Consider the following 20,769-nt stretch of genomic DNA (forward strand, 5'->3'; position numbering starts at 1 on the left):
GGTGACGGCTGGTGTTTTGGTCGACTTCAGACGATACCGCCGGTCTCCCGCTGCCGCCACCTCCGCAGGAGCCGCCGGCCCTGGTCCAGCCCACCCGTGCACAGCGCCCGGCCTCAGGCAAAAATGGCCAAAGTCGAGGTAGTGGCTGCCGATCAGCGTCTCCAGGGGGCAGCGAAACATCTCGGCCATGCGCGCGTTGGCTTGGGTGATGCGCCCCTCCAAGTCGGTGAGAAAGATGGCCACATCCGAGGCGTCGAAGATGAGCCGCAGCCGCTCCCGGCTCTCCAGCAGCTCGCGATGCGCCCGGGCTGTCTCATGCAGCGCCGCGGTCACCCGCCGGTGGGTGCGCAGCAGGGTCCAGGCGAGCAATGCCAGGCTGACACTCAGGGCGCTGCCGACCCCCAGGACGATCCAGCCCGTGTCGGTAAAACGGGCTTGACGATCGAACGCCGGGAGGGTGTGGGCGCGCAGCGTCCAGGAATGCCCACCCAGTTCCACGCGAGCGGTCTCCTGGAAGCCCTGCGTGGTGGGTTCCACACCGGGCGCCGAACTGAACATCGTCTCCGCCGGGGCGATCAGGGTGCCGTCGTAGATCGTCAGCGCGATCCGATCAGTCAGCTCGGGGAAGTTGCGCTGCAGGAAGCTTTGCATCAGGTCCGTCATGCGTAGCGGCGAATAGGCCCACCCCAGGAGATTGGCCCGCCGTTGCTCCAGCGTGTCATGGGGTAAACCTGGCTGGTAGATGGGAAGATAGAGCAGAAAACCGGCCTGAACATCCTGCTCGGTCTCCTGAACCAACCTGACCTGGCCCGAGAGGGCCGTGCGATCCTCGTCCCAGGCCCGCGTCATGGCCTCCCGGCGGACCGCGTCGGAAAACATGTCGTAGCCAAGGGCGCGCTGATTGCGCCAGTCGAAGGGTTCGAGGTAGACGATGGCGGTCGTGATCGCCCGCTCGCCCGGCGGGCGCAGTGCGAAGTCGGGAAAGCCCTCCGCGCGGATCGCCTGGGCCAGCGTCGCCGTGTCGGCCGCCGCGATCAGCCGCGCGAAGCCGACCCCGCGGATGCCCGGATCGTGCGCTGGGAGCTGCAGCGATGCCACGTAGGCGCGAAACTGCGCCCGGGTGACCCGCTCATTGGCCGCAAAGAGTCCCGCCACCCCGCGCAGGATTTGCTCGTTGGCCTGCAGGCGGTTCTCCAGGCCGGTCTGCACCTTGTCCATCTGCTGACGGAAGTCCGCACGACGGAAGTCACGCTGTTGGTGCTGCCCGTTCACCCACACCAGCACGGTGATGGCCAGCCCGCTGCCGAGGACGAGCCAAGGCCACAGGGATGGCCACAGGGTGAGTGAGCGGCGCCGCGGTGGGGGCCTGGGCGGCAAGTGGTCACTCCGAGCCATCGCTGGGTCAGCGTGGTCCATCGTTTAACCGGCAGGAGGTCGGCTCGGGAGAGGCGGGGGACAGAGAGGCCGGAAAGGTCCGATACAGCGGTTGCGGATCGACCGGTTTGCTGATGGAATTTCCCGACCACCTTGTTCTTGCATGACATCACCTGGCCGCTCAGAGTGGCGCCGACCTTGGCCTGAGCGTTGGCGAAGGCGGTGGGCATCGAACCGGCAACCAGGGCGGCGGGCAGGCCCAGGATGCGTGATGTCTTGATGTATGCCCGCCAGGTGAGTGGGAGTGAAACATCACGCGCGCTGTTGGTTGCGCAGGACCGGACGACGAAGTCTTTAGGGTAGTCTAGCGGGTGGCAGACTGTCTATCCGAAGAGCGAAGCAGGTTTTCCGACAAACGAAGCGAGGCACGCGCGGGACCTTGCGGACTCGGGCTGACGGACACGAGTACGATCAGTCCGGAACGGCCTGGATGAAGACGATGATGACCAGCGCGTTGGGCTGGCCCCGTGACTGCGTCGGCTGTTGGCCCCTTGTCCTGATCCAGGTCCGAACGGCGGCGGCGCCCGGCCAGCAAATCGGAGGACCGCGACACCCATCCGCGATCCTCCCGCCTACCTACTCGGTCGGCTCCAGCAGCGCCGCGGCGACGGCCTGCTCGACCTGGTCGCTGACCTGCTGGCGTCGTGTATCCGCCAGATGGCTATGAAGGTGAATCGGTGGTAGAAAAACTTTCGACCGACACGGGGATCACTCTATCAAAAAGGTGAAAGTTATGCTGAAGAGCTATGAAGCCGTCTATGAGAAAGGACACTTGACGTGGCTGGGCGAGCAGCCGAATATCGACTCGGCCCGGGTTATCGTCACGGTATTGGTTGCAAACAGCGATCGGCCGAAACGCCGCTCTGCTCCCTCATCCCTGGCCGGCCAGGTGGAAATCCTTGGCGACATCGTTTCTCCGCTGGTCGATGAGAAGGACTGGGAATGTCTGAAGTAATCGTCCTGGACACCCATGTCTGGCTTTGGTACGTCAATGGCAACACGGGACAGTATCCCGCGGCATGGGTCGAGCGCATCGCCACGGCGACCCGAGTAGCCATTTCACCTGTTTCTTGTTTTGAAATCGCCTTGGCGGAAAACCGCGGCCGGATCAGTTTGAAGTGTCCTGTGGCAGCGTGGTTCTCAGACGCATTGGAACCTGCCGGAGTCGAACTATTTCCCCTGACGCCCGCCATAGCGACACGCGCAGTCCACCTGACTCCAGCCCATCGCGATCCCTTTGATCGAATGATTATTGCCACGGCCTTGGAATATGGCGCCATGCTCGCCAGTGTCGACGGGCTCTTTGTTCATTATCCGGAACTCGGCGGCAGCCTGCTCAAATAAGGTCTAGTCCCCCAGCCAAAATACTGACAAGGGCTGAGCCGCAAGGCGAGGCCCTTTTTGTTTGGGCTTCGGGTGCATTCTGGGCGAGTCTGCTTCGAGCCCCCACTATCTGATCATTTGACAAGGGCGCCCGAAGGGGATTACAACCATGCATATTCACAACGCTGGTTATCGAATTGCAAGGATTATATCCACCGTCTTGCCGAGCACGCCCTCAAACGCGCCTTGGCCCGCTCCCCCGCGGCGGTCATCCTCTTCGAGATCAAGCTCTACAAGACACTTCAGCCGTAGCGCGGATTCTACGAATTGATCGACGATCTGCGGCCCGAATCCGCGACCGTGGTCGCGCCGGTCGATGGCCCCTACGAGCAGCGGCGCGGCGTCTGGGCAATGGGATTGAGCGACGCGCTGGGGCGAGGGCGCCGCGAGCGGCTGAACCCGTGGGTGGGGCGCGAAGCGGTTCCGCCTTGCTTTCGCGATCAGTGCACGGGCCTGCCGGTAGATGACAGCGTCAGCCCGACCTGTCAGGCCGCCCATTGCGTCGACAGCGCCTCGGCCTGGGCCAGCACCGTCTGTACGGCGGCATCCTGAAGGTCCGGCGGGTAGCCGTACTTGCGCAGGATGCGCTTGACCAGGACGCGCATCCGCGCGCGGGCACTCTCGCGGTGCGACCAGTCCACGGTGATACTCCCCCGCAGGCCGGTCAGCAGCTCGTGGGCGATGACCTTCAGGGCGTCGTTCCCCATGACCTCGATGGCGCTCTGGTTCTCGGCCAGGGCGTCGTAGAAGGCGATCTCGTCCGCCGACAGCCCTTCGGCCTCGCCCCGTTGGCGGGCCTCGCGGATATCCCGCGCCAAGCCGATCAGTTCTTGCAGGATCTCCACCGTGCTGATGGCATTGGTGTGGTAGCGCGCGATGGCTTCCTCCAGCCGCTCGGAGAAGCGCCTGGTCTCGACCACGTTGGAGCGGGAGCACGAGCGAATCGCGTCGTTGAGCAGTTTGCGCAGCGCCTCCAGCGCCAGGTTCTTCTTCTTCATCTGCGCCAGTTCAGCGAGAAATTCCTCGGACAGGATGGCGATATCCGGCGTGGTCAGTCCGGCCGCGGTGAGGATATCGACGATCTCCGTGGAGACCACGGCGCGGTCGATGATCTGGGCGATGGCGAAGTCCCGATCCGCGCCGCCTCCAGCCCGTTCACCGGCCGATTTCACCAAGGCGGCGCGGATGGTCTGGAAGAAGGCGACCACGTCGCGGATGGCCCGCGCTGCATCGCTTGCCGCTGCCAGGGCGAACGCCTTGGAGAGGGCGAGCACCGCATCCTGATACCGACGGTGCGCACGCTGCTTGGCCTCCGCGGTCTGCTCGCGCTCGGCCGCCGCGTGCTGGTGCGCCAGAATCCATTCGATGGCCTCGGCCATGACCACGAGGCGCTGTTGCGGCGCGCCCGCCAGACCGCGGCGGTAGTCGAAGCCGTGGAACATCGCCGCCACCACGTTATATTTCTCCAGCAGCACCGCGACGGCCTGTGCCTCATCGATCCCGGTTTGATCCTGGTCCGCGGCGGAATACTGACTCAGGGCTTCTTTCAGGTTCTGGGCGATGCCGATGTAGTCCACCACCAGCCCCGCTGGCTTGTCGCGGAACACCCGGTTGACCCGCGCGATGGCCTGCATCACGGCGTGGCCGTGCATCGGCTTGTCGACATACATAGTGTGCATCGCCGGGGCGTCGAAGCCGGTCAGCCACATATCCCGCACGATGACCAGTTGCAGCGGGTCCTTGGGGTTCTTGGCGCGCTTCGCCAGCAGGTCGCGCCGGCCCTTGCTTCCGATATGGGGTTGCCAGTGGAGCGGATCGGCGGCCGAACCGGTCATGACCACCTTCAGCCGTCCCGCCGTGTCGTCGTCGGCGTGCCAGTCCGGGCGCAGCGCGATCAGGGCTTGGTAGAGGGCGACGCAGATGCGCCGGCTCATGCACACGATCATGGCCTTGCCGTCCAGCGCGGCGACCCGGTCCTCGAAGTGCTGCACCAAGTCGGCCGCCACCAAGTTCAGGCGCTTCTCGGCCCCGACCAGGGCCTCGACAGTCGACCACTTGCGCTTCAGGCGTTCCTGCTCGCTCTGCGCCTCGTCCTCGATCAGCTCAGCGGTCAGCTCGGCGATCTCGGTGTCGATGCGCGGCTTCTCGTCCTCGGGCAGTTCGATGCGGGCGAGCCGGCTCTCGTAGTAGATCGGCACCGTCGCGCCGTCCTCGACCGCGCGGCTAATGTCGTAGATGTCGATATAGTCGCCGAACACCGCTCGGGTGTTGACGTCGTCCCCGTCGATCGGTGTCCCGGTAAAGCCGATGAACGCGGCGTTGGGCAGGGCGTCGCGCAGGTGCTTGGCGAAGCCGTAGTCGATCTCGCCGGTCTGGCGGTCCAGCCGGGCCTTGAAACCGTAATGGCTGCGGTGCGCCTCGTCGGCGATCACCACCACATTGCGGCGGTCGGTCAGCAGCGGGTAGACATCCTCGCCGGCACTCGGAAAAAACTTCTGGATCGTGGTGAAGATGATCCCGCCGGACGCGCGGTTCAGCGCATTGCGCAGATCCTCGCGGCTCTGCACCTGAACCGGCGTTTGACGCAGCAGGTCGGCGCACATCACAAAGGTGCCGAACAACTGGTCGTCGAGATCGTTACGGTCGGTGATGACCACGATGGTCGGGTTGGCCAGCTCCGGCCGGCGCACCAATTGCCCGACGTAGAAGACCATCAGCAGACTCTTGCCCGAGCCCTGGGTGTGCCAGATCACCCCGGCCCGGCGGTCACCGCGCCGATAATCCTTGACCCCGCGCAGTCCATAGTCTTCCGGGTCCTCGCCAACGCGCCCGTCCCCTGGGGCGATGGCGCGTACGGTGGAGGTCACCGCACGCCGGACGGCATGGAACTGATGATAGCCGGCGATAATCTTGATCAGGCCCGCGCCGGTGTTGCCGAACACGATGAAGTCCTGGATCAGGGCCAGGAAGTGGCGGCGCTCGAACACCCCCGCGGTCAGCACCGGCAACTGCGGCGCGGTCTTCGGCGCAATCGTGCGTCCGTCAGCGGTGCGCCAGGGCATGAAGCGCTCCGCGTCCGCCGTCAGCGAGCCGATGCGCGCGGCGAGACCGTCGGACGTCACCAGCACCGCGTTGGTGCGAAACAGTGAGGGAATTTGCGCCTTATACGTCTGGATCTGATTGAAGGCCGCGTGCAGGGTTGCCTGCTCGTCCCCCGCGTTTTTGAGCTCGATCACCGCCAGCGGCAGGCCGTTGACGAACAGCACCACGTCGGCGCGCCGCTTGATCCCGTTCTCGATCACGGTGAACTGTGAAACCGCCAGCCAGTCGTTGGCGTCCGGATTGGCGAAGTCCACCAGGCGCACCCGGTCGCCGCGGATAGTCCCATCCTCGGCATAGAACTCCACCGCCACACCGTCGACGATGAGCTGATGCAGCCGGCGGTTCTCCTCGATCAGCGAGGGCGAGGCGCTCGCGACCACCTGCATCAGGGCGTCGTGGCGTGCCTCGGCAGGGATGTGCGGGTTGAGCCGGTCGATGGCGGCCTTCAGGCGTCCCAGCAGCAGCACGTCGGAGTATGCCTCGCGCTCGGGGGCGCTGCCGTCGGGGCCGATTCGGGCGTCGGTGGAGCGGGTGTAGCCCAGGCTCTCCAAGTGCTCCAGCAGCAGGGTCTCGATGTCCGCTTCAGAGAGGTAAGCCATCAGGTGGTTTCTCCAGTCCGGTTATCCGCACGCCTTCGCTTCGCTTGTGGCTCGCCCATGCGCCATAAACCTGCTTGTGACTCACGAACGGACGCTTGTTACTCATACCTCCGCATCACACACCGGTCACCCCCACACCGCCATCCAACAACGCGGCCTGATCATCGTTATCCTGATCGTCCAGCACCCGCAGTTCCCTTGGGTTTCTGATCTCCCACCGTTGTCCGACGGGGAAGATATCACCGAGCAGCGAGATCGCAAGCTTCTCCTGAAAGGCCCGGATCACCTGTTGGTAGGCGTCTTGCTCGAAGTGTACGCGCACCCGCCGCGGCTTCTCGCTGATGAGCAAGACCAGCGTCGCATTGCCGTCGAACTGATCCACCGAGCGATCCAGTGCGATCACGAATCCGTTGATGCGCGTATCCGTGAGCGGTTCCGACTGCCGGAAGATCCGTGCTGCTTCCTGCAACACCTCTGCCGTCTCACTGCTGAAGTTGAACTGTTGCCGCGGACGGCCCGCCGGCCGGGTACGCGCCCAGGTAAGACCGATGTCGATACCCTGTCCGACTTGCGCGAGTCGCGCAACGGCATCGCACAGGTTGGCGCTGACACCAAGGGCCACCGACTCGTCGAATGGCGCGAACGCATTCTCCGCCAGTGCCCGGTTGGCCGCGCGTTTCGCGGCGGCTAGTGCATCCGCGAGCCGCAGCGTCACCGCCCGGGCAAAGGGCGGCTCACCAAGATCAAGGGTCTGCTGACCCCCGATGCGCGGCTGGACCGGCGACAAGATGCTCAGCACATAACTGCCGCGCTCGCTTTGCCCGAGCCGGACCGACTTCATATACTCGGTCGCCTCAGTCACCTTGCGCGCGTGGTAGCTGCGTCGCGGGTCCACCACGGTACAGGCTGCCGCCAACAGCAGATTACCCGCCTCGCGATAGAGCGCCACACCGTCGTCGATCGCAATGGACCCGTCCGCGCCGCCGCCGAAGGCCCGCACCCGGACCACGTCGATCCCCGAGGTGACAAGGTCTTGATAGACGCTGAGTGCTGAACGCCCTTCCAGACGGGCCAGCAAATGGACCGCATCCGCCATACGCGAGGCGTAATCGCCCAGGTCGTCGCGGATCGGTACCAGGATCTCGACCGTCCCGTCGCCTGTTTCGGCAGGGACATAGACGAGCGCCTTGTCGCCGATGCGATCGGTCTGCCGCCAGCCCTGTTGATCCAGGTAAGACTTCAGGTCGACCCAGGACAGCCGACGCAGTGCTTCTTGATCGGTGTAGGTCGGGTTAGCGAAGCGTAACCCGACGGCCCCGTCCTCAGTCATGGCCGATACCCTCGAAATCCGTGTATTTGCACGCCCAATCCCGCGGATAAAGCCCCCTCTCGACAAAACGTAGAAAGCTCGAGTAGGGCCAATCTGCCGCGTTGTCGACGTACCCATGCTTCACGGGATTGTAATGGATGTAGTCGACATGCCGGGAAAAATCGTCATCGTCGCGGATCACATGCTCCCAATAGCGATGTTGCCACAACGCCTGTTCGCCTCTGGCGCGCCGCGCCGGATCGGCTGGACTTGGTAAGGGCCCAGGCCAGTGCTTCGTAACCCATGTCTTTACGAGCCGCCAACGCAGGGAATAATCCGCATCGTCCCCAGGCAGCGTCCAGATACAGTGCAGATGGTCCGGCATGATCACAATCGCGTCGATCCGAAACGGGCGTTTCGCCTTGACTGCACGAAAAGCCCCGCGCAAGCAGTCAATACTCTCCGGGTCTGTAAATAGCGGACGGCGATCCGCGGTGACCAAGGTGAAGAAGAAGGTGCCTCCGGGGACGATGGCGCGTCGGTATTTCATCGGCGGAGAGTTCGTGCCGGCGTCTCGTCGGGTTACGCTTCGCTAACCCGACCTACGACTTTCTCAGCATCCTGGATACGGATCTCACCCGACATCAGCTTGGGGAGGAGGAGGTCGCGGGTTTGGGCGAGGGTGCGGGACTCGTCCGTGTTCATCCTCACTCGGCTATCCAACGGACCAACCACATCTTCAAACGAGGCCAACAATTCCCGGCTCGGTGAGCAAACGCGCAACGACTCGAACTGCTTCTTGTTGATTGCCCCAAAGACAGTCCCAGTATGCTCGTACTGCTGTAACTGCAACTGAAGAGCCCACGCTGTATGGTAGGTGAAGGAGCGATAGCCGTTGGGATGCCTTAGCGCGGCTACCCCCCGGCCGATGCAACTTTTCTCCCAGGCAAGATTGATATCGCCGACAGGTGCCCGGACGCTGACTAAGGTGTCATCCATCTCCGCAATACGTGTAGGTGCGGAACAAAATATCCTGCGCTTTGGGTAGCGAAACCCGAAGTCCGTACGGCCTTGAAAAAATGGCAGTCCATCGCCCACTTCGTTGTAGGTGCTTCCCGGCGGTGACTGTCCCATCGTCAGGGCAAAGCGCTGCCCGATCGTGGCTAGGTCCCACCCCTCAGGCTTCCCCTCCGCATCCAGCCGCTCGGGGAACAGCGACCACAACTCGGGGGCGAGATAAGGTTCCATGCCTTCCTGCTTGGCGCGGGTGGGGCCGAAATCGACGAACCAGTCCTTGAACAGCGCCCGCGCCATCGCCTCCAGCGTCTCGTTCATACGGCGGTTTAGCTTGATCTTGTCGTCGATGGCAGCAAGGATTGAAGATATTCGCTCCCGGTCCGACAATGGAGGCACCAAGATAGGTAGCTCTGCGATGTCGCCAAGATTCAATGTTGCTTGAACTGTCGTATTCAAGCGACTGTCAATCTGCTCGCGAACCGAAGGCGCGCGCAGGGCAAGCTGAACCCAATAAGCGCCAATTTCGGAGCGTATTGGTAAAACAGCTATTGCTCTGGCGACATTCCAGCCAGCAAGACTTTTCGGAACGATCGCCGTTTGGCCGACGCTACCAACAATCGTAATGATTAACTCGCCACCACGAAGGCGAGTACGAGAATACTTCGCTTCGATCTCTTCCGAAATCCGTAAGGGTTCGCTAACTTGAATTTCTCCGTTTCTTACATCACCGACCCTAACAATAGGAATACCACAAGCAACATGCGAGCCAGGCTGCACAACTCCATATGAAATACTTCGATCCGGTTCTATTAACTCTCGCAAGGGAATTGTTTGTGGCTTAGCCATCGACCACAACTCCCGTCATCTTCTTCCGAATCACCTCCGTTAGTCGCGCCGCTTCATCGAACTGCCCCTCAAGTCGGTCCTGTAACGCCGCGAACCGTTCCACGAACGGCGTCTCATCCTCCTCCACCGCCGCCGCGCCCACATAGCGCCCCGGCGTCAGCACGTAGCCATGCCCGGCGATCTCGGGCGCCGTCGCCGCCTTGCAGAACCCCGGCACGTCGGCGTAGGTGCCCGCGTCCATCTCGCCCCGCCAGGCGTGGTAGGCGTTGGCGATCTGGTCGATGTCCTCGTCCGACAGCTCGCGCCGGGTGCGGTCGACCAGGTGGCCAAGCTTGCGGGCGTCGATGAACAGGATTTCACCGCGGCGGTCGCGCAAGTAGCCGTCGTGCTTGTTCTTGGCCAGGAACCACAGGCAGGCCGGAATCTGGGTCGAATAGAACAACTGACCGGGGAGGGCGATCATGCAGTCCACCACGTCAGCCTTGACCATGGCCGTGCGGATGTCGCCTTCACCGGACTGGCTCGATGACATGGAGCCGTTGGCGAGCACCACCCCGGCGGTGCCGTTCGGCCCCAGATGGTGCAGGATGTGCTGCAACCAGGCGAAGTTGGCATTGCCCGCGGGCGGCGCGCCGTGGGTCCAGCGCGCGTCCTCGCGGAGTCGGTCGCCGCCCCAGTCGGAGATGTTGAAAGGCGGGTTGGCGAGGATGAAGTCGGCGCGGAGATCCGGCAGTTCGTCCTTGTGGAAGCTGCCCTCGTTGTTCCAGCGGATGTCGGCGTCGATGCCGCGCACCGCCAGATTCATCTTGCACAGCCGCCAGGTCACATAGTTGGACTCCTGGCCGTAGATGGCCAGTTCCCCGATGCGCCCGCCGTGCGCCGTCAGAAAGCGCTCGGCCTGGACGAACATGCCGCCGGAACCGCAGCAGGGGTCGTAGACGCGGCCCTGGACCTTGCGGGCGGGGTCCGGGAAGGGCTCCAGCATCTCGACCAGAACGCGCACCACTGAGCGCGGGGTGTAGAACTCGCCGCCGCGCTTGCCCTCGGAGCCGGCGAACTGGCCCAGGAAGTATTCGTAGACCCGGCCCAGCACATCGCGGGCGCGGTCCTGCGTCTCACCGAGCGCGATCCCCGAGATCAGGTCGATCAGCTCGCCCAGCATAACGGCGTTGAGCGCCGGGCGGGCATACTCCTTCGGCAGGACGCCCCGCAGGCGCGGGTTGATCTTCTCGATGGCGAGCATCGCCTCGTCGATCAGCTTGCCGATGCCGGGCTGCCGGGCCTTGGCCTTGAGGTGCGACCAGCGCGCTTCCCGCGGCACCCAGAAGCAGTTGTCGGCGGCGTACTCGTCCGGGTCCTCGGCGCCGTCGGGGTACTCCGCCAGCAGCGCGGCGTGCTTGGCCTCGAAGCTGTCGGAGATGTGCTTGAGGAAGATGAGCCCCAAGGCGACGTGCTTGTAGTCGGAGGGCTCCATGTTGCCGCGCAGCTTATCCGCGGCCTTGAACAGCTCGGCCTCGAAGCCGAGGTCGCCACCGTTGCGACCGGACGCTCCATTGCTCTTCTCATCCACCATGGTCGATCCACACCCCTGCATCGGCGACGGTCGCAGTCGACCGGTCGATTGACAACACAGCCGTCACTATAAACCGTTCAGGTTCCATTGCCCAGCGTTTACCGAAAGGCGCTTCGGTCGTATCTGCATCGTAGATGCGATCCACAATGGCAAGGCGGGTATCATCGATCACGGCACGGCCTCGCGTTCATCACCGATTCCAGTTGTCGAGATCGACTTGGACTGTGTGGCCTTGTCGGACGTTCTCGATCGCCTCCATCAGCCGCTTGCGGTTGTCCGGGCTGCGCAGTAAATAGGCCGTCTCATCGTCGGCATCGGGTTCCGCTTCGCATACCGCAATTTCGATAGTCTTGTTCTTGAACAAGACTCTCAACGAGTCCAAGAAGTCCGCATCCAGTTCTTCCGTTTTCAATCGGTAAGTCGTATACATGGGGGCACCCATTCAGTATCGCAGTCACTATTTCAGCCAAAACGATACGCCGAGAGACGTGTCTCCAATACCCGGTCGGTAAACACGCACCGGCCGCGGTCCTGGTCCGCCGCACCCACGGCTACCATCAGCGGCAGCAGATGTTCTTCAGCCCGTGGGGGGTGCGAAAGACGTGCGGCGGGCGCCTGTGCCCAATCGATCAAGTTCTGGCTTCGTTGCGCCGGTTCGGCCTCCACGGTTGCGGTCAGCCAGCGGTCGAAGGTGTCGGAAATCGGTCCGAATCGGGGATCGCCAAAACCGCGCATATTGTGAAAACTCATCCCGCTGCCAACGATCAAAACACCCGCGTCCCGTAACGACGCCAGCGCCCGCCCCGCGTGCAGATGGGCCTGGGGATCAAGATCCTGACGCAGCGACAACTGCACCACCGGGATCTCGGCCGCGGGAAACATGAGTTTCAGCGGCACGAACATCCCATGGTCGAAGCCGCGGCTCGGGTCGACCTGAGCGGGCAGTTGGGCCTGGCTGAGCAACTTGGCGATCTGTGCCGCCAGCCGTGGTTCGCCGGGGGCTGGATAGCGCAGTTCGTAAGTGTGTGGCGGAAACCCGGAGTAGTCGTAGATCAGCGCCGGTTGTTCTCCAGTGGTGACGCTAAACACCGGTTCAAGCCAGTGCGCCGAGACCAGCACGATGGCGGTCGGGCGCTGGGGCAGGGTGTCTGCCACGCTCTCAAGGAAGCGGCCCATGAGGTTCCAGGCGGTGGGAGGGTTCCAGTCCATGAAGAAACAGGGGCCTGCGCCGTGAGGAACGAACAGGGTCGGCATGCGGGTCTTGGTGTCCATGATTTTCCGATAATCGCCTGAAGGCGCCAATATACCGGCTGGGATCGGCGGGTGCGAGCGGATGCAAGCCCACTCTCCCCACCACGACCCTCTCCGCGGGGCTCGCTGCCGCGGGTCCGATCCCGGTCAGACGGTCCGTGTTCCGATTCTGAACAACTGATTCTGGCAATCAGCGTCCGTTATTCCTATACTCACAGATAGTGAACCGTTTCAAAGTTGATCGAGACTTGAACAGGGCGACACTGACGATGACAATCACACAACCGGGCAATCGCGACCGCCGCCGTCACTGGACTGGATCGCTCGTATGAAGCGCCATCGCCGCTTGATCAGTTTCGACTGGGCGATGAAGCGCCTGCTGCGCAGCAAAGCCCATTTCGGGATTCTCGAAGGGTTTCTCACCGAGTTGCTGCGCGAGGAGATTCAGATTCTGGAAATCCTGGAGAGTGAGAGCAACAAGGAGACAGCGGCCGACAAACAGAATCGGGTGGACTTGAAGGCGCGCAATGCCGGGGGTGAAATCATCCTGATCGAGGTGCAGTATCAGCGGCAGTTCGATTATTTGCAGCGCATTCTGCACAGCACGGCGCGGACGGTGGTGGAGAATCTCGATGAAGGCCAGCCCTATGGCGAGGTGGTCAAGGTCATCTCGGTCAGCATCCTGTATTTCGACTTGGGCCAGGGTGAGGATTACGTGTATCACGGTGCCACCCGGTTTATCGGCCTGCATCGGCAGGATGAATTACGTCTGAGCGAGGCGCAACAGGATCTCTACCGGCGCCAGGAGCCGCACGCGCTGTTTCCGGAATATTATCTCATTAAGGTCAATCAGTTCGATGACGTGGCCCGCGACTCACTGGACCAGTGGATCTATTTCCTCAAGCACGAGGAAGTGCCGGAAGGCTTCTCCGCGCGGGGACTGCAAGAGGCCAAGGAGCAATTGGATATTCTCAAGCTCCCGGAGGCTGAGCGGCGGGCCTACGCGCGTTATCAGGACGATTTGCACCAGCAGGCCAGCATGGTGGAATCCTCCTATGGCTGGGGGATGCATCAGGGGCGGAAACTGGGTCGGGAGGAAGGTCGGGAGGAAGGTCAACTGCAGGAGCGTCGGCGCATTGCGCAAAGTCTGCTGGACCTGATTGACGATGACCAGTTGCTGGCAGAGAAGACCGGTTTGAACGTCGGGGACGTACGCGGGTTGCGGGAGGAGCGCCGGCGCGGCTGATTGCCATCCCTTGGGGTCGTGCTGTCCGGCAGGCGGCTAGGCCGCGTTCAGCACATCGAGCAGTTGTGCGGGCTCGGCTTCATCGAGCCGGGCGAAGAGTGCGGTGGCGCGCCGTTCCAGTTCGCGGGTGTCGGCGCCCAGGATGATTTCTTTGATGCCGAGGATGGCGCCCGGCTGCATGCTGAAGCGCCGCAAGCCCAGGCCGAGCAGCAGGCGGGTGAAACGCGGGTCACCGGCCATCTCACCGCACATGGCGACCGGGGTGGCGAGTGCACGGCCGGCTTCGATGGTCATCCGTACCAGACGCAGGATGGCCGGGTGGATGGGATCGAACAGGTAATTGACACTGTCGTCCAGACGGTCGATGGCGAGCGTGTATTGGATCAGGTCGTTGGTTCCGATGGACAGGAAGTCCATGCGTCTGGCCAGGGCGCGGGCGGCCAGCGCGGCGGCGGGGATCTCGACCATGGCGCCGACCTGAAGGGCTGGATCGAAGGCGAGTCCCTCGTGGGTCAGTTCCTCTTTGAGTTCGGCGATGATGGCGAGGACGGACGCGACCTCCTGCACGTTGGTAACCATGGGCAACATGGCGCGCACCGGTCCCAGTGCGCCGGCGCGCAGGATGGCCCGCAATTGCGGACGGAACAGCCCCGGTTCTTTGAGGCAGAGACGGATGCCGCGCAGCCCCAGCGCCGGGTTGCAGCAGCCGGGTCCAGGGTCGCCCAAGGCCTCGCTGCGTTTATCGATGCCCAGGTCAAGGGTGCGGATGGTCAGGGGCAGCCCATCCAACGCGTGAACGATGGTCAGGTAGGTCGCCAGGTGTTCGGCTTCATCCGGCAGGTCATTCCGGTTCATGTACAGGAATTCGGTGCGATAGAGGCCGACGCCGACGGCGCCATTGAAGCGTGCGGCCTGGGCATCCTCCGGCAGATCCAGGTTGGCGAGGAGGTTGATGGTTACGCCGTCGCGGGTGATGGCAGGCCGATCCACCAGGGTGCGCAGATGGCGGCGCCGTGCTTCGATCGCCCCGAGTCGTTGGCGATAGTACGCCAGGCTCTGGGCGTCGGCGTTCGCCAGGACCGTCCCCGTATCGCCATCGACTACCAAGGGCTCGCCGGAGCGGATATAGCGCGTGATGTTGTGCACCCCCACCACGGCCGGGACTGAGAGACTGCGTGCCAGGATGGCGGTGTGGGACACCGGGCCGCCAAACTCGGTGACGAAGGCCACCGCTCCGCGATTGCGCAGGGTGATGGCGTCGGCCGGCATCAGGTCGCGCGCGACCACGACACATCCTTCCAGGTCGCGCTCGGTCGCTTCCAGTTGGGTCGGCGCTCCGTGCAGGAAAGACATGATCTGATCGACCACGTGCTCCACGTCGTCGCGGCGGTTGCGCAGGTAAGGATCATCCATCGCGTCGAAGACGCTGACCAGGGTATCGCGCTGCAACTGGAGCGCCCAGTCGGCACTGAAGAGCTGATCACGGATGATCTTGCGGACCTCGTCGATCAGGGCCACGTCATCGAGCATCAATAAGTGAGTGTCGATGAACTCGGCGATATTGCGCGGCGTGGAGGGCGGGATCTGACTGCGTACCGCCTTGAGCGCCCGGCGCGCCTGCGCGACGGCCGTGTTGAGCCGGTCGAGTTCGTCGCCGACTTGATCGGCGTCGATCAGGGTCTGGGTTGCGGTGTGGATGCCATGTCCGGTGACAAAGGCCGGCCCGATCGCGACCGACTGGCTCGCGGCCACCCCGATGCCTTGGAATGCGATGGTCACTCGCCCTCCCCGAAACGGTTGCGGATGAGCGCCTCGATCGCCGCAATGGCGGCTTCTTCGTCCTCTCCGGTGGCATCGACGGTGATCCATGAGCCGCGACTGGCAGCCAGCATCATGATGCCCATGATGCTCTTACAGTTGACACGCTGGCCGCGCCGTTCAACCTCAATGAAGCTGGCGAAGCCGGCGGCGCAGTTGACCAACTTCGCCGCCGCACGCGCGTGCAGCCCGAGTTTATTGATGATTTCCAACTCTTTACGCACCACCGGCAGCATCCTTTAGGCCATCGCGCGGACAGAGGCAGACGCCGTCGCGACCGCCGGCCAGGGCCTTCTCGACCACGGTATCCAGGTCCAGCCCCGCGTAGGTCAGGGCGCGCAGCAGCATGGGCAGGTTGACCCCGGCGACCACGCGTGTGCGCGGGTGACGATCACGCAGGGCGAGCGCCAGGTTGGCCGGGGTGGCGCCATAGATATCGGTCAGCACGAGCAGACCGTCGCCCTCGTCGAGTCGCTGCGCGAGCCCCTGCGCCTGGGCCAACACCTGTTCGCCGGGGGCGTCGTTTTCCACTTCGAGCGCCTCGGCGCGCGCGGGGCGGGTACCGAAAATCGCGGTGGCTACGCGCAGCAGGTCGCCGCCCAGCGGCTGATGGGTGATCAACAGGAGACCGACGGTCACGGCAGCTCCCGGTGTCGCACCATGACCTTGTGTCCGCCGCGCTCGAAGTGCTCGCAGAGGGTCTCCACGAGATAGACCGAGCGGTGTTGGCCGCCGGTGCAGCCGATGGCGATGGTGAGGTAGAAGCGTCCATCGGTTTCGAATCGCGGAATCCAGCGGTCGAAAAAGGCCGCGATGTCCGCCCGCATCTCGATGACCGGCGGGCTCGCCTCCAGGAACTCCACGACCGGCCGGTCGCGTCCCGTGAGGGGCTTGAGTTCGGTCTGCCAATGGGGGTTGGGCAGGCACCGCACGTCGAACAGAAAGTCCACGTCGTGCGGTATGCCGTGCTTGAAGCCGAAGGATTGCAGCAGAATCGACGCTTTGGGCGAGACCTCGCCGGCGAGCCGCACGCGGATCAGGTCGCGTAATTCGTGAACATTGGTCAGCGTGGTCTCGATGCGGATATCGGCCGCCTGCCGAATCGGTTCGAGCAGTTGACGCTCCAGCTTGATGGCTTCTGCCAGCGCACGGTCGGGCCGGGTCAAGGGGTGGCGGCGGCGGGTTTCGCTGAAGCGGCGGATCAGGGTGTCGGTGTGCGCGTCGAGGAAGACCACCTGGCAGGCCACGCCGCGTTCCTGGGCGGCCTGAATCAGACCGGGAAGGTTCTTGAGTTCGCCCGGGTTGCTGCGGGCGTCGACGCCGACCGCGGTGTCTTTGAACGCGTCACTGCCGGCATCTTTCAGGCCCAGCGCGAGGTCCTTGAGCAGGAACAGCGGCAGGTTGTCGATGCAGTAGAACCCCAGGTCTTCGAGCGTGCGCAACGCCACACTTTTGCCGGAGCCGGACAATCCGCTGACGATGACGAGTCTCATGGCAAGGTCCGTGGGTCGATGGGTTGCGGGATGACGTCAGGTGCCCGAACACGCGCGTCCTTCGGGTTTATCGTCCGCGGTCGCGGGTTCCGCCGCCACCGCGCCGGGCCTGGACCCTGGTGGGTCGGGATGATCGTTGCTGATCGCGCGCGTCTGCCGGTCAATGAAGTCTACACCGGCATCGTACCCGCGGATCCGCAGGATTTGATGACGGACGGCCGCTTCCACAATAATCGCGAGATTACGCCCAGGGGCGACCGGCATGGTGATGCGCGGCACGGCCACGCCCAGAATGTTGGTGGCTGACAGACTTCCGGCGAGTCGGTCGATGCGGTCCAACTGAGTCCGGTCGAGCGGTTTCAGGTCGATGATCAGATTGAGGGTCTTGCGGCGGACGACCGCGCCCTCGCCGAACATGGCGCGGATGTTGAGGATGCCCAGGCCCCGCACCTCGAGGAAATCGATCAGCGGCTCGGGGCAGGAGCCCTCCAGTTTCTCCGGGGCGATCCGCGCGAACTGGGGGGCGTCATCGGCGATCAGCCGGTGTCCACGGGTGATCAGGTCCAGTGCCAGTTCGCTCTTGCCGACCGCCGGGTCCCCGACCAGCAGGACCCCCATGCCCAACACCTCAATGAAGACGCCGTGGACGATGGTGCGTTCCGCCAGGGCATGGGTGAGGTAGTAGCGCAGTTGATTGATCAAGTCATCGTCGGTGACGGGCGATCCGACCAGCGGGGTGTGGGTGCGCTCGGCCCATTCCCAAAAGGTTGCGGCGGGTTCGATGCCATCGGCAAAGATCACCGCCGCCGGCCGTTCGCTGAAGAGTTTTTCGACGGTCTCCCGGAACGCGGTTGGACCGAGACCCGCCAGGTAGACCAATTCCGCGCGGCCAATGACCTGGAGCCGGTTGGGGTGGATGCAGTTTAAGGATCCGATCAACGCCTGTTTGGCTGTTTCCGGACAAGCCCCCCGCAAGGAGCGGGGGGTCTCTGGTTCGGGGGTCAGCCAGTTCAACCGGGCGCGCGGCCAAGTGAGTCGGATCAGCGATTGGAGCGTGTCGGTCATGGGTCGGCGCCCGTGCTGGGCTGGTGGCCGCTGAACACGCGCAGGATGGCGCTTGGCGAGTCGGCCTCGCGCAGTCGCTTGCGGACCTGGGGGTCGTTGAAACGGCCCGCCAGTTGGGCCAGGAGTTGCAGATGCTCGTCGGTGGCCGCCTCGGGCACGAGTAAGGCGAAGGCCAGATCGACCGGCTCGCCGTCGACGGCATCGTAGTCCACCCCCTGGCTGAGCGAGACGAAGGCCCCGATGGATTGCGTCACCTCTTTGACGCGGGCGTGCGGCAGCGCAATGCCGTGGCCGAGGCCGGTACTGCCGAGTCGCTCACGTTCGAGGAGACAGTCGAAGACCAGGTCCGCGTCCAACCGCGGGTGGTCGGCGGCCAGGAGGCTTGCCAGCGTTTCGAGCAGGCGCTTCTTACTCGCAATGGCGAGGCGACAGCCAAGCCGCTGCTCGGTGATGAAATCGGGCCGGAACATGGGTCAGCGTCCCCCGCGTGTGGTGCGAGGCGGTGTCGTGCGGGTGGTGCGCAAGGTTGCACCGGGCTGGTCATTGGGGGTCATGTCGCTTGTTTCCTCTAGGCCATCCGGACGGCGCGGGAGCCTCACAGTAGCTCGGATTCGCTCCTGTCTCAATGAAAACACCTTGAACGAGACCGTTCAAGGTGTCCGCTTGGTCGGGGGTACCGGTCGGCCCGTGGCTGCGGGCGGCGTGCTACTCGGGCTCGCCGCTCTTGGCGCCGGTGGCCGCTACCGGCCGGTGGTTCGCCTTTTTCTCTTTATGGCGAAGGATTTGACGGTCCAGCTTGTCGATCAGGGTATCGATGGCGGCATACATATCCTCATGCACGGAGTCGGCAAACAGCTTACCGCCGTTGACATGCAGGGTTGCCTCCGCCTTTTGGGCCAGCTTTTCCACGCTCAGAATCACGTGAGCGTTGATGACGTGGTCGAAGTGGCGAGCGAGTCGCTCGAACTTGTTGTCGACGTAGCCTTTGAGAGCTTCGGTCACGTCGATGTGATGACCCGTCAGGTTGATTTGCATAGTGTGCTCCTTAGGTTTCAAACAGCCTGTCAAGCCAGGCGTTTGCGTTCGTTCGAGGGGGGTATCCCCAGGGCCTCGCGGTACTTGGCGACCGTGCGTCGGGCGACATTGATGCCCTGATCAGCCAATTCGTCTGCGATCTTGCTGTCACTCAGCGGCTTCCTGGCCGATTCGCCGGTGATCATCTTACGGATCAGGGCACGAATTGCCGTGGATGAACACTCGCCTCCAGACGCGGTGTTCACGTGCGATGAGAAGAAGAACTTGAACTCGAAGGTGCCGCGGGGGGTGTGCATATATTTTTGCGTGGTCACCCGCGAGACCGTCGACTCATGCAGTTCGAGCGCTTCGGAGATGTCGCGCAGGATCAGCGGTTTCATGGCGACCTCTCCCAGTTCGAGGAACTCCTGCTGGAGTTCGACGATCTTGGAGGCGACCCGCAGGACCGTGTCGTTGCGGCTCGACAGGCTCTTGATGAACCAACGGGCTTCTTGCAGATGACTTTTCAAGGCGATGCTGTCGGCACTCTGGTCGCCGCGCCGGATCAGGCGCGCATAATCGGCGTTCACTCTTAGTTTAGGCGTCGTTTCCGGATTTAGCTCGACGTGCCAGGCACCTTCGGTGCGCCGCACCAGGACGTCGGGGACTACGTACTCCGCCGGGACCTCCGCGATCAGGGTGCCGGGTCGCGGGTTGAGGTGACGGATCAGCTCCAGGGCGGCCAGGATGGCGTCTTCCGTGGTCTGCAGCAGGCGCGCCAGGGCGGCGACATCGTTGCGCGGCAGGTAGTCGAACCCGCGGGTGCAGATGGCGATCGCCAGATCGCGCGTCGGCGCGCGGTCCGGTAGCTGGCTCAGTTGGATCAGCAGACACTCGCGCAGGTCGCGGGCACCCACCCCCGGGGGATCGAAGGATTGGACGCGATGGATCACCGTGGTCACCTCCTCCGGGGAGATGTCCGGGTCGCCCACCGTGGTCAGCAATTCATCCACGTCGGTGCGCAGGTAGCCGTTCGCGTCGATGGCGTCGACCACCGCCTGGGCGATCGCATGGTCGCGTTCACTGAGTCTGGTCAGGTTGAGCTGCCAGAGCAAGTGGTCGTGCAGGGTTTCCGGGCGGCTCTGTTGGGAGAAGGGGTCGAAATCGTCGTCGCCGCCGCCCTGGCTGCTGGTCGGCAGATAGTTTTCGTAGACGTCATCCCATTGGGTGTCGACCGGGAGTTCGTCCGGCATTTCCTGGGATTCGACCTGAATCTCCCGCTCCACCGTCTGCTCCTGGACCGTGGCGGTCGGGGGGTCCGGCGTCTGGTCCTGAGGCAGGCGTATATCGGCCGCGTCAGCGGCCTGGAAGCGCTCGGACTCCTCACCCTCTTCGAGCATGAAATTGGTATCCAGCGCCTCCTGGATTTCCTGCTGGAGTTCCAGACTGGACAGTTGCAGCAGCTTGATGGCCTGCTGCAACTGCGGCGTCATCGACAGGTGCTGACCGAGTCGAAGCTGGATGGACTGCTTCATGGATGCGTTAATGGGCGTGTGATCCGGTTCATGAAAGCAATAACGGTGCCTTCCTTGATTCTAGCCTACCGCGGCGCGCGGCGG

At 63.5% G+C, this 20,769-nt stretch carries 20 protein-coding genes; 3 read left to right on the forward strand and 17 right to left on the reverse strand.

All coding sequences use genetic code 11. The features are described from left to right. A partial coding sequence (locus QZY03_RS14975; RefSeq protein WP_295582378.1) for a CHASE domain-containing protein occupies positions 1–1,377 on the reverse strand: 1,377 nt, incomplete at its 3' end. Positions 1,378–2,167: 790 nt separating this feature from the next. Here QZY03_RS14975 and QZY03_RS14980 point away from each other — a divergent pair. Together QZY03_RS14980 and QZY03_RS14985 are read left to right on the forward strand one after the other, a co-directional pair. After that, positions 2,168–2,389: a hypothetical protein gene (locus QZY03_RS14980; RefSeq protein ID WP_295582380.1), complete on the forward strand. Its 222-nt coding sequence runs from the start codon at positions 2,168–2,170 to the stop codon at positions 2,387–2,389. Then, positions 2,377–2,778, forward strand: a complete 402-nt coding sequence (locus QZY03_RS14985; RefSeq protein ID WP_295582382.1) for a type II toxin-antitoxin system VapC family toxin — start codon at positions 2,377–2,379, stop codon at positions 2,776–2,778. The genes QZY03_RS14980 and QZY03_RS14985 overlap by 13 nt, the downstream gene beginning before the upstream one ends. 524 nt (positions 2,779–3,302) lie before the next feature. Here QZY03_RS14985 and QZY03_RS14990 read toward each other — a convergent pair. From QZY03_RS14990 to QZY03_RS15025, 8 genes are all read right to left on the reverse strand, one after another. After that, positions 3,303–6,518 carry a type I restriction endonuclease subunit R gene (locus tag QZY03_RS14990; protein ID WP_295582384.1) on the reverse strand — a complete coding sequence of 1,072 codons (3,216 nt, stop codon included), beginning with the start codon at positions 6,516–6,518 and terminating at the stop codon, positions 3,303–3,305. A gap of 115 nt (positions 6,519–6,633) precedes the next feature. Then, complete coding sequence (locus QZY03_RS14995) at positions 6,634–7,848, reverse strand: hypothetical protein (protein WP_295582386.1); 1,215 nt, start codon at positions 7,846–7,848, stop codon at positions 6,634–6,636. After that, positions 7,841–8,377, reverse strand: a complete 537-nt coding sequence (locus QZY03_RS15000) for a transposase (RefSeq protein WP_295582388.1) — start codon at positions 8,375–8,377, stop codon at positions 7,841–7,843. Before QZY03_RS15000 ends, QZY03_RS14995 begins: the two co-directional genes overlap by 8 nt. 32 nt (positions 8,378–8,409) lie before the next feature. Beyond that, entirely contained in the window at positions 8,410–9,690 is a 1,281-nt protein-coding gene (locus QZY03_RS15005) for a restriction endonuclease subunit S (protein WP_295582390.1), read from the reverse strand. Then, complete coding sequence (locus QZY03_RS15010) at positions 9,683–11,263, reverse strand: class I SAM-dependent DNA methyltransferase (protein WP_295582392.1); 1,581 nt, start codon at positions 11,261–11,263, stop codon at positions 9,683–9,685. Before QZY03_RS15010 ends, QZY03_RS15005 begins: the two co-directional genes overlap by 8 nt. Beyond that, positions 11,253–11,435 carry a hypothetical protein gene (locus tag QZY03_RS15015; protein ID WP_295582394.1) on the reverse strand — a complete coding sequence of 61 codons (183 nt, stop codon included), beginning with the start codon at positions 11,433–11,435 and terminating at the stop codon, positions 11,253–11,255. Before QZY03_RS15015 ends, QZY03_RS15010 begins: the two co-directional genes overlap by 11 nt. A gap of 18 nt (positions 11,436–11,453) precedes the next feature. Next, positions 11,454–11,675 carry a hypothetical protein gene (locus QZY03_RS15020; RefSeq protein ID WP_295582396.1) on the reverse strand — a complete coding sequence of 74 codons (222 nt, stop codon included), beginning with the start codon at positions 11,673–11,675 and terminating at the stop codon, positions 11,454–11,456. A gap of 50 nt (positions 11,676–11,725) precedes the next feature. Beyond that, positions 11,726–12,535 (reverse strand): class III extradiol ring-cleavage dioxygenase, encoded by an 810-nt coding sequence (locus tag QZY03_RS15025; RefSeq protein WP_295582398.1) that lies wholly within the window; start codon positions 12,533–12,535, stop codon positions 11,726–11,728. A 307-nt stretch (positions 12,536–12,842) separates the two neighbouring features. Here QZY03_RS15025 and QZY03_RS15030 point away from each other — a divergent pair, with 307 nt between their 5' ends. After that, positions 12,843–13,760: an Rpn family recombination-promoting nuclease/putative transposase gene (locus QZY03_RS15030; RefSeq protein ID WP_295582400.1), complete on the forward strand. Its 918-nt coding sequence runs from the start codon at positions 12,843–12,845 to the stop codon at positions 13,758–13,760. 36 nt (positions 13,761–13,796) lie between these two features. Here the strand turns inward: QZY03_RS15030 and ptsP are convergent, their stop codons facing one another. From ptsP to QZY03_RS15070, 8 genes are all read right to left on the reverse strand, one after another. After that, the gene (ptsP, locus tag QZY03_RS15035; RefSeq protein ID WP_295582402.1) at positions 13,797–15,539 is read right to left on the reverse strand and encodes a phosphoenolpyruvate--protein phosphotransferase; all 1,743 of its coding nucleotides are present in this window, start codon (positions 15,537–15,539) and stop codon (positions 13,797–13,799) included. Beyond that, on the reverse strand, positions 15,536–15,805 hold the full coding sequence (locus QZY03_RS15040; protein WP_026199343.1) for an HPr family phosphocarrier protein: 270 nt from the start codon (positions 15,803–15,805) through the stop codon (positions 15,536–15,538). The genes ptsP and QZY03_RS15040 overlap by 4 nt, the downstream gene beginning before the upstream one ends. Continuing rightward, complete coding sequence (locus QZY03_RS15045; RefSeq protein WP_295582404.1) at positions 15,795–16,217, reverse strand: PTS fructose transporter subunit IIA; 423 nt, start codon at positions 16,215–16,217, stop codon at positions 15,795–15,797. The genes QZY03_RS15040 and QZY03_RS15045 overlap by 11 nt, the downstream gene beginning before the upstream one ends. Further along, on the reverse strand, positions 16,214–17,071 hold the full coding sequence (gene rapZ, locus QZY03_RS15050; RefSeq protein ID WP_295582405.1) for an RNase adapter RapZ: 858 nt from the start codon (positions 17,069–17,071) through the stop codon (positions 16,214–16,216). The genes QZY03_RS15045 and rapZ overlap by 4 nt, the downstream gene beginning before the upstream one ends. Before the next feature lie 36 nt (positions 17,072–17,107). Next, complete coding sequence (hprK, locus tag QZY03_RS15055) at positions 17,108–18,136, reverse strand: HPr(Ser) kinase/phosphatase (protein WP_295582407.1); 1,029 nt, start codon at positions 18,134–18,136, stop codon at positions 17,108–17,110. Further along, positions 18,133–18,606: a PTS IIA-like nitrogen regulatory protein PtsN gene (gene ptsN, locus QZY03_RS15060; protein WP_295582409.1), complete on the reverse strand. Its 474-nt coding sequence runs from the start codon at positions 18,604–18,606 to the stop codon at positions 18,133–18,135. Before ptsN ends, hprK begins: the two co-directional genes overlap by 4 nt. A gap of 235 nt (positions 18,607–18,841) precedes the next feature. Then, the gene (gene raiA, locus QZY03_RS15065; protein WP_295582411.1) at positions 18,842–19,171 is read right to left on the reverse strand and encodes a ribosome-associated translation inhibitor RaiA; all 330 of its coding nucleotides are present in this window, start codon (positions 19,169–19,171) and stop codon (positions 18,842–18,844) included. A 29-nt stretch (positions 19,172–19,200) separates the two neighbouring features. Beyond that, positions 19,201–20,685 carry an RNA polymerase factor sigma-54 gene (locus QZY03_RS15070; protein WP_295582413.1) on the reverse strand — a complete coding sequence of 495 codons (1,485 nt, stop codon included), beginning with the start codon at positions 20,683–20,685 and terminating at the stop codon, positions 19,201–19,203. Between the last annotated feature and the right edge of the window lie 84 nt (positions 20,686–20,769).

This window comes from uncultured Lamprocystis sp. (genome assembly GCF_903933125.1).
In the GTDB taxonomy this organism is placed as follows: domain Bacteria; phylum Pseudomonadota; class Gammaproteobacteria; order Chromatiales; family Chromatiaceae; genus Thiodictyon.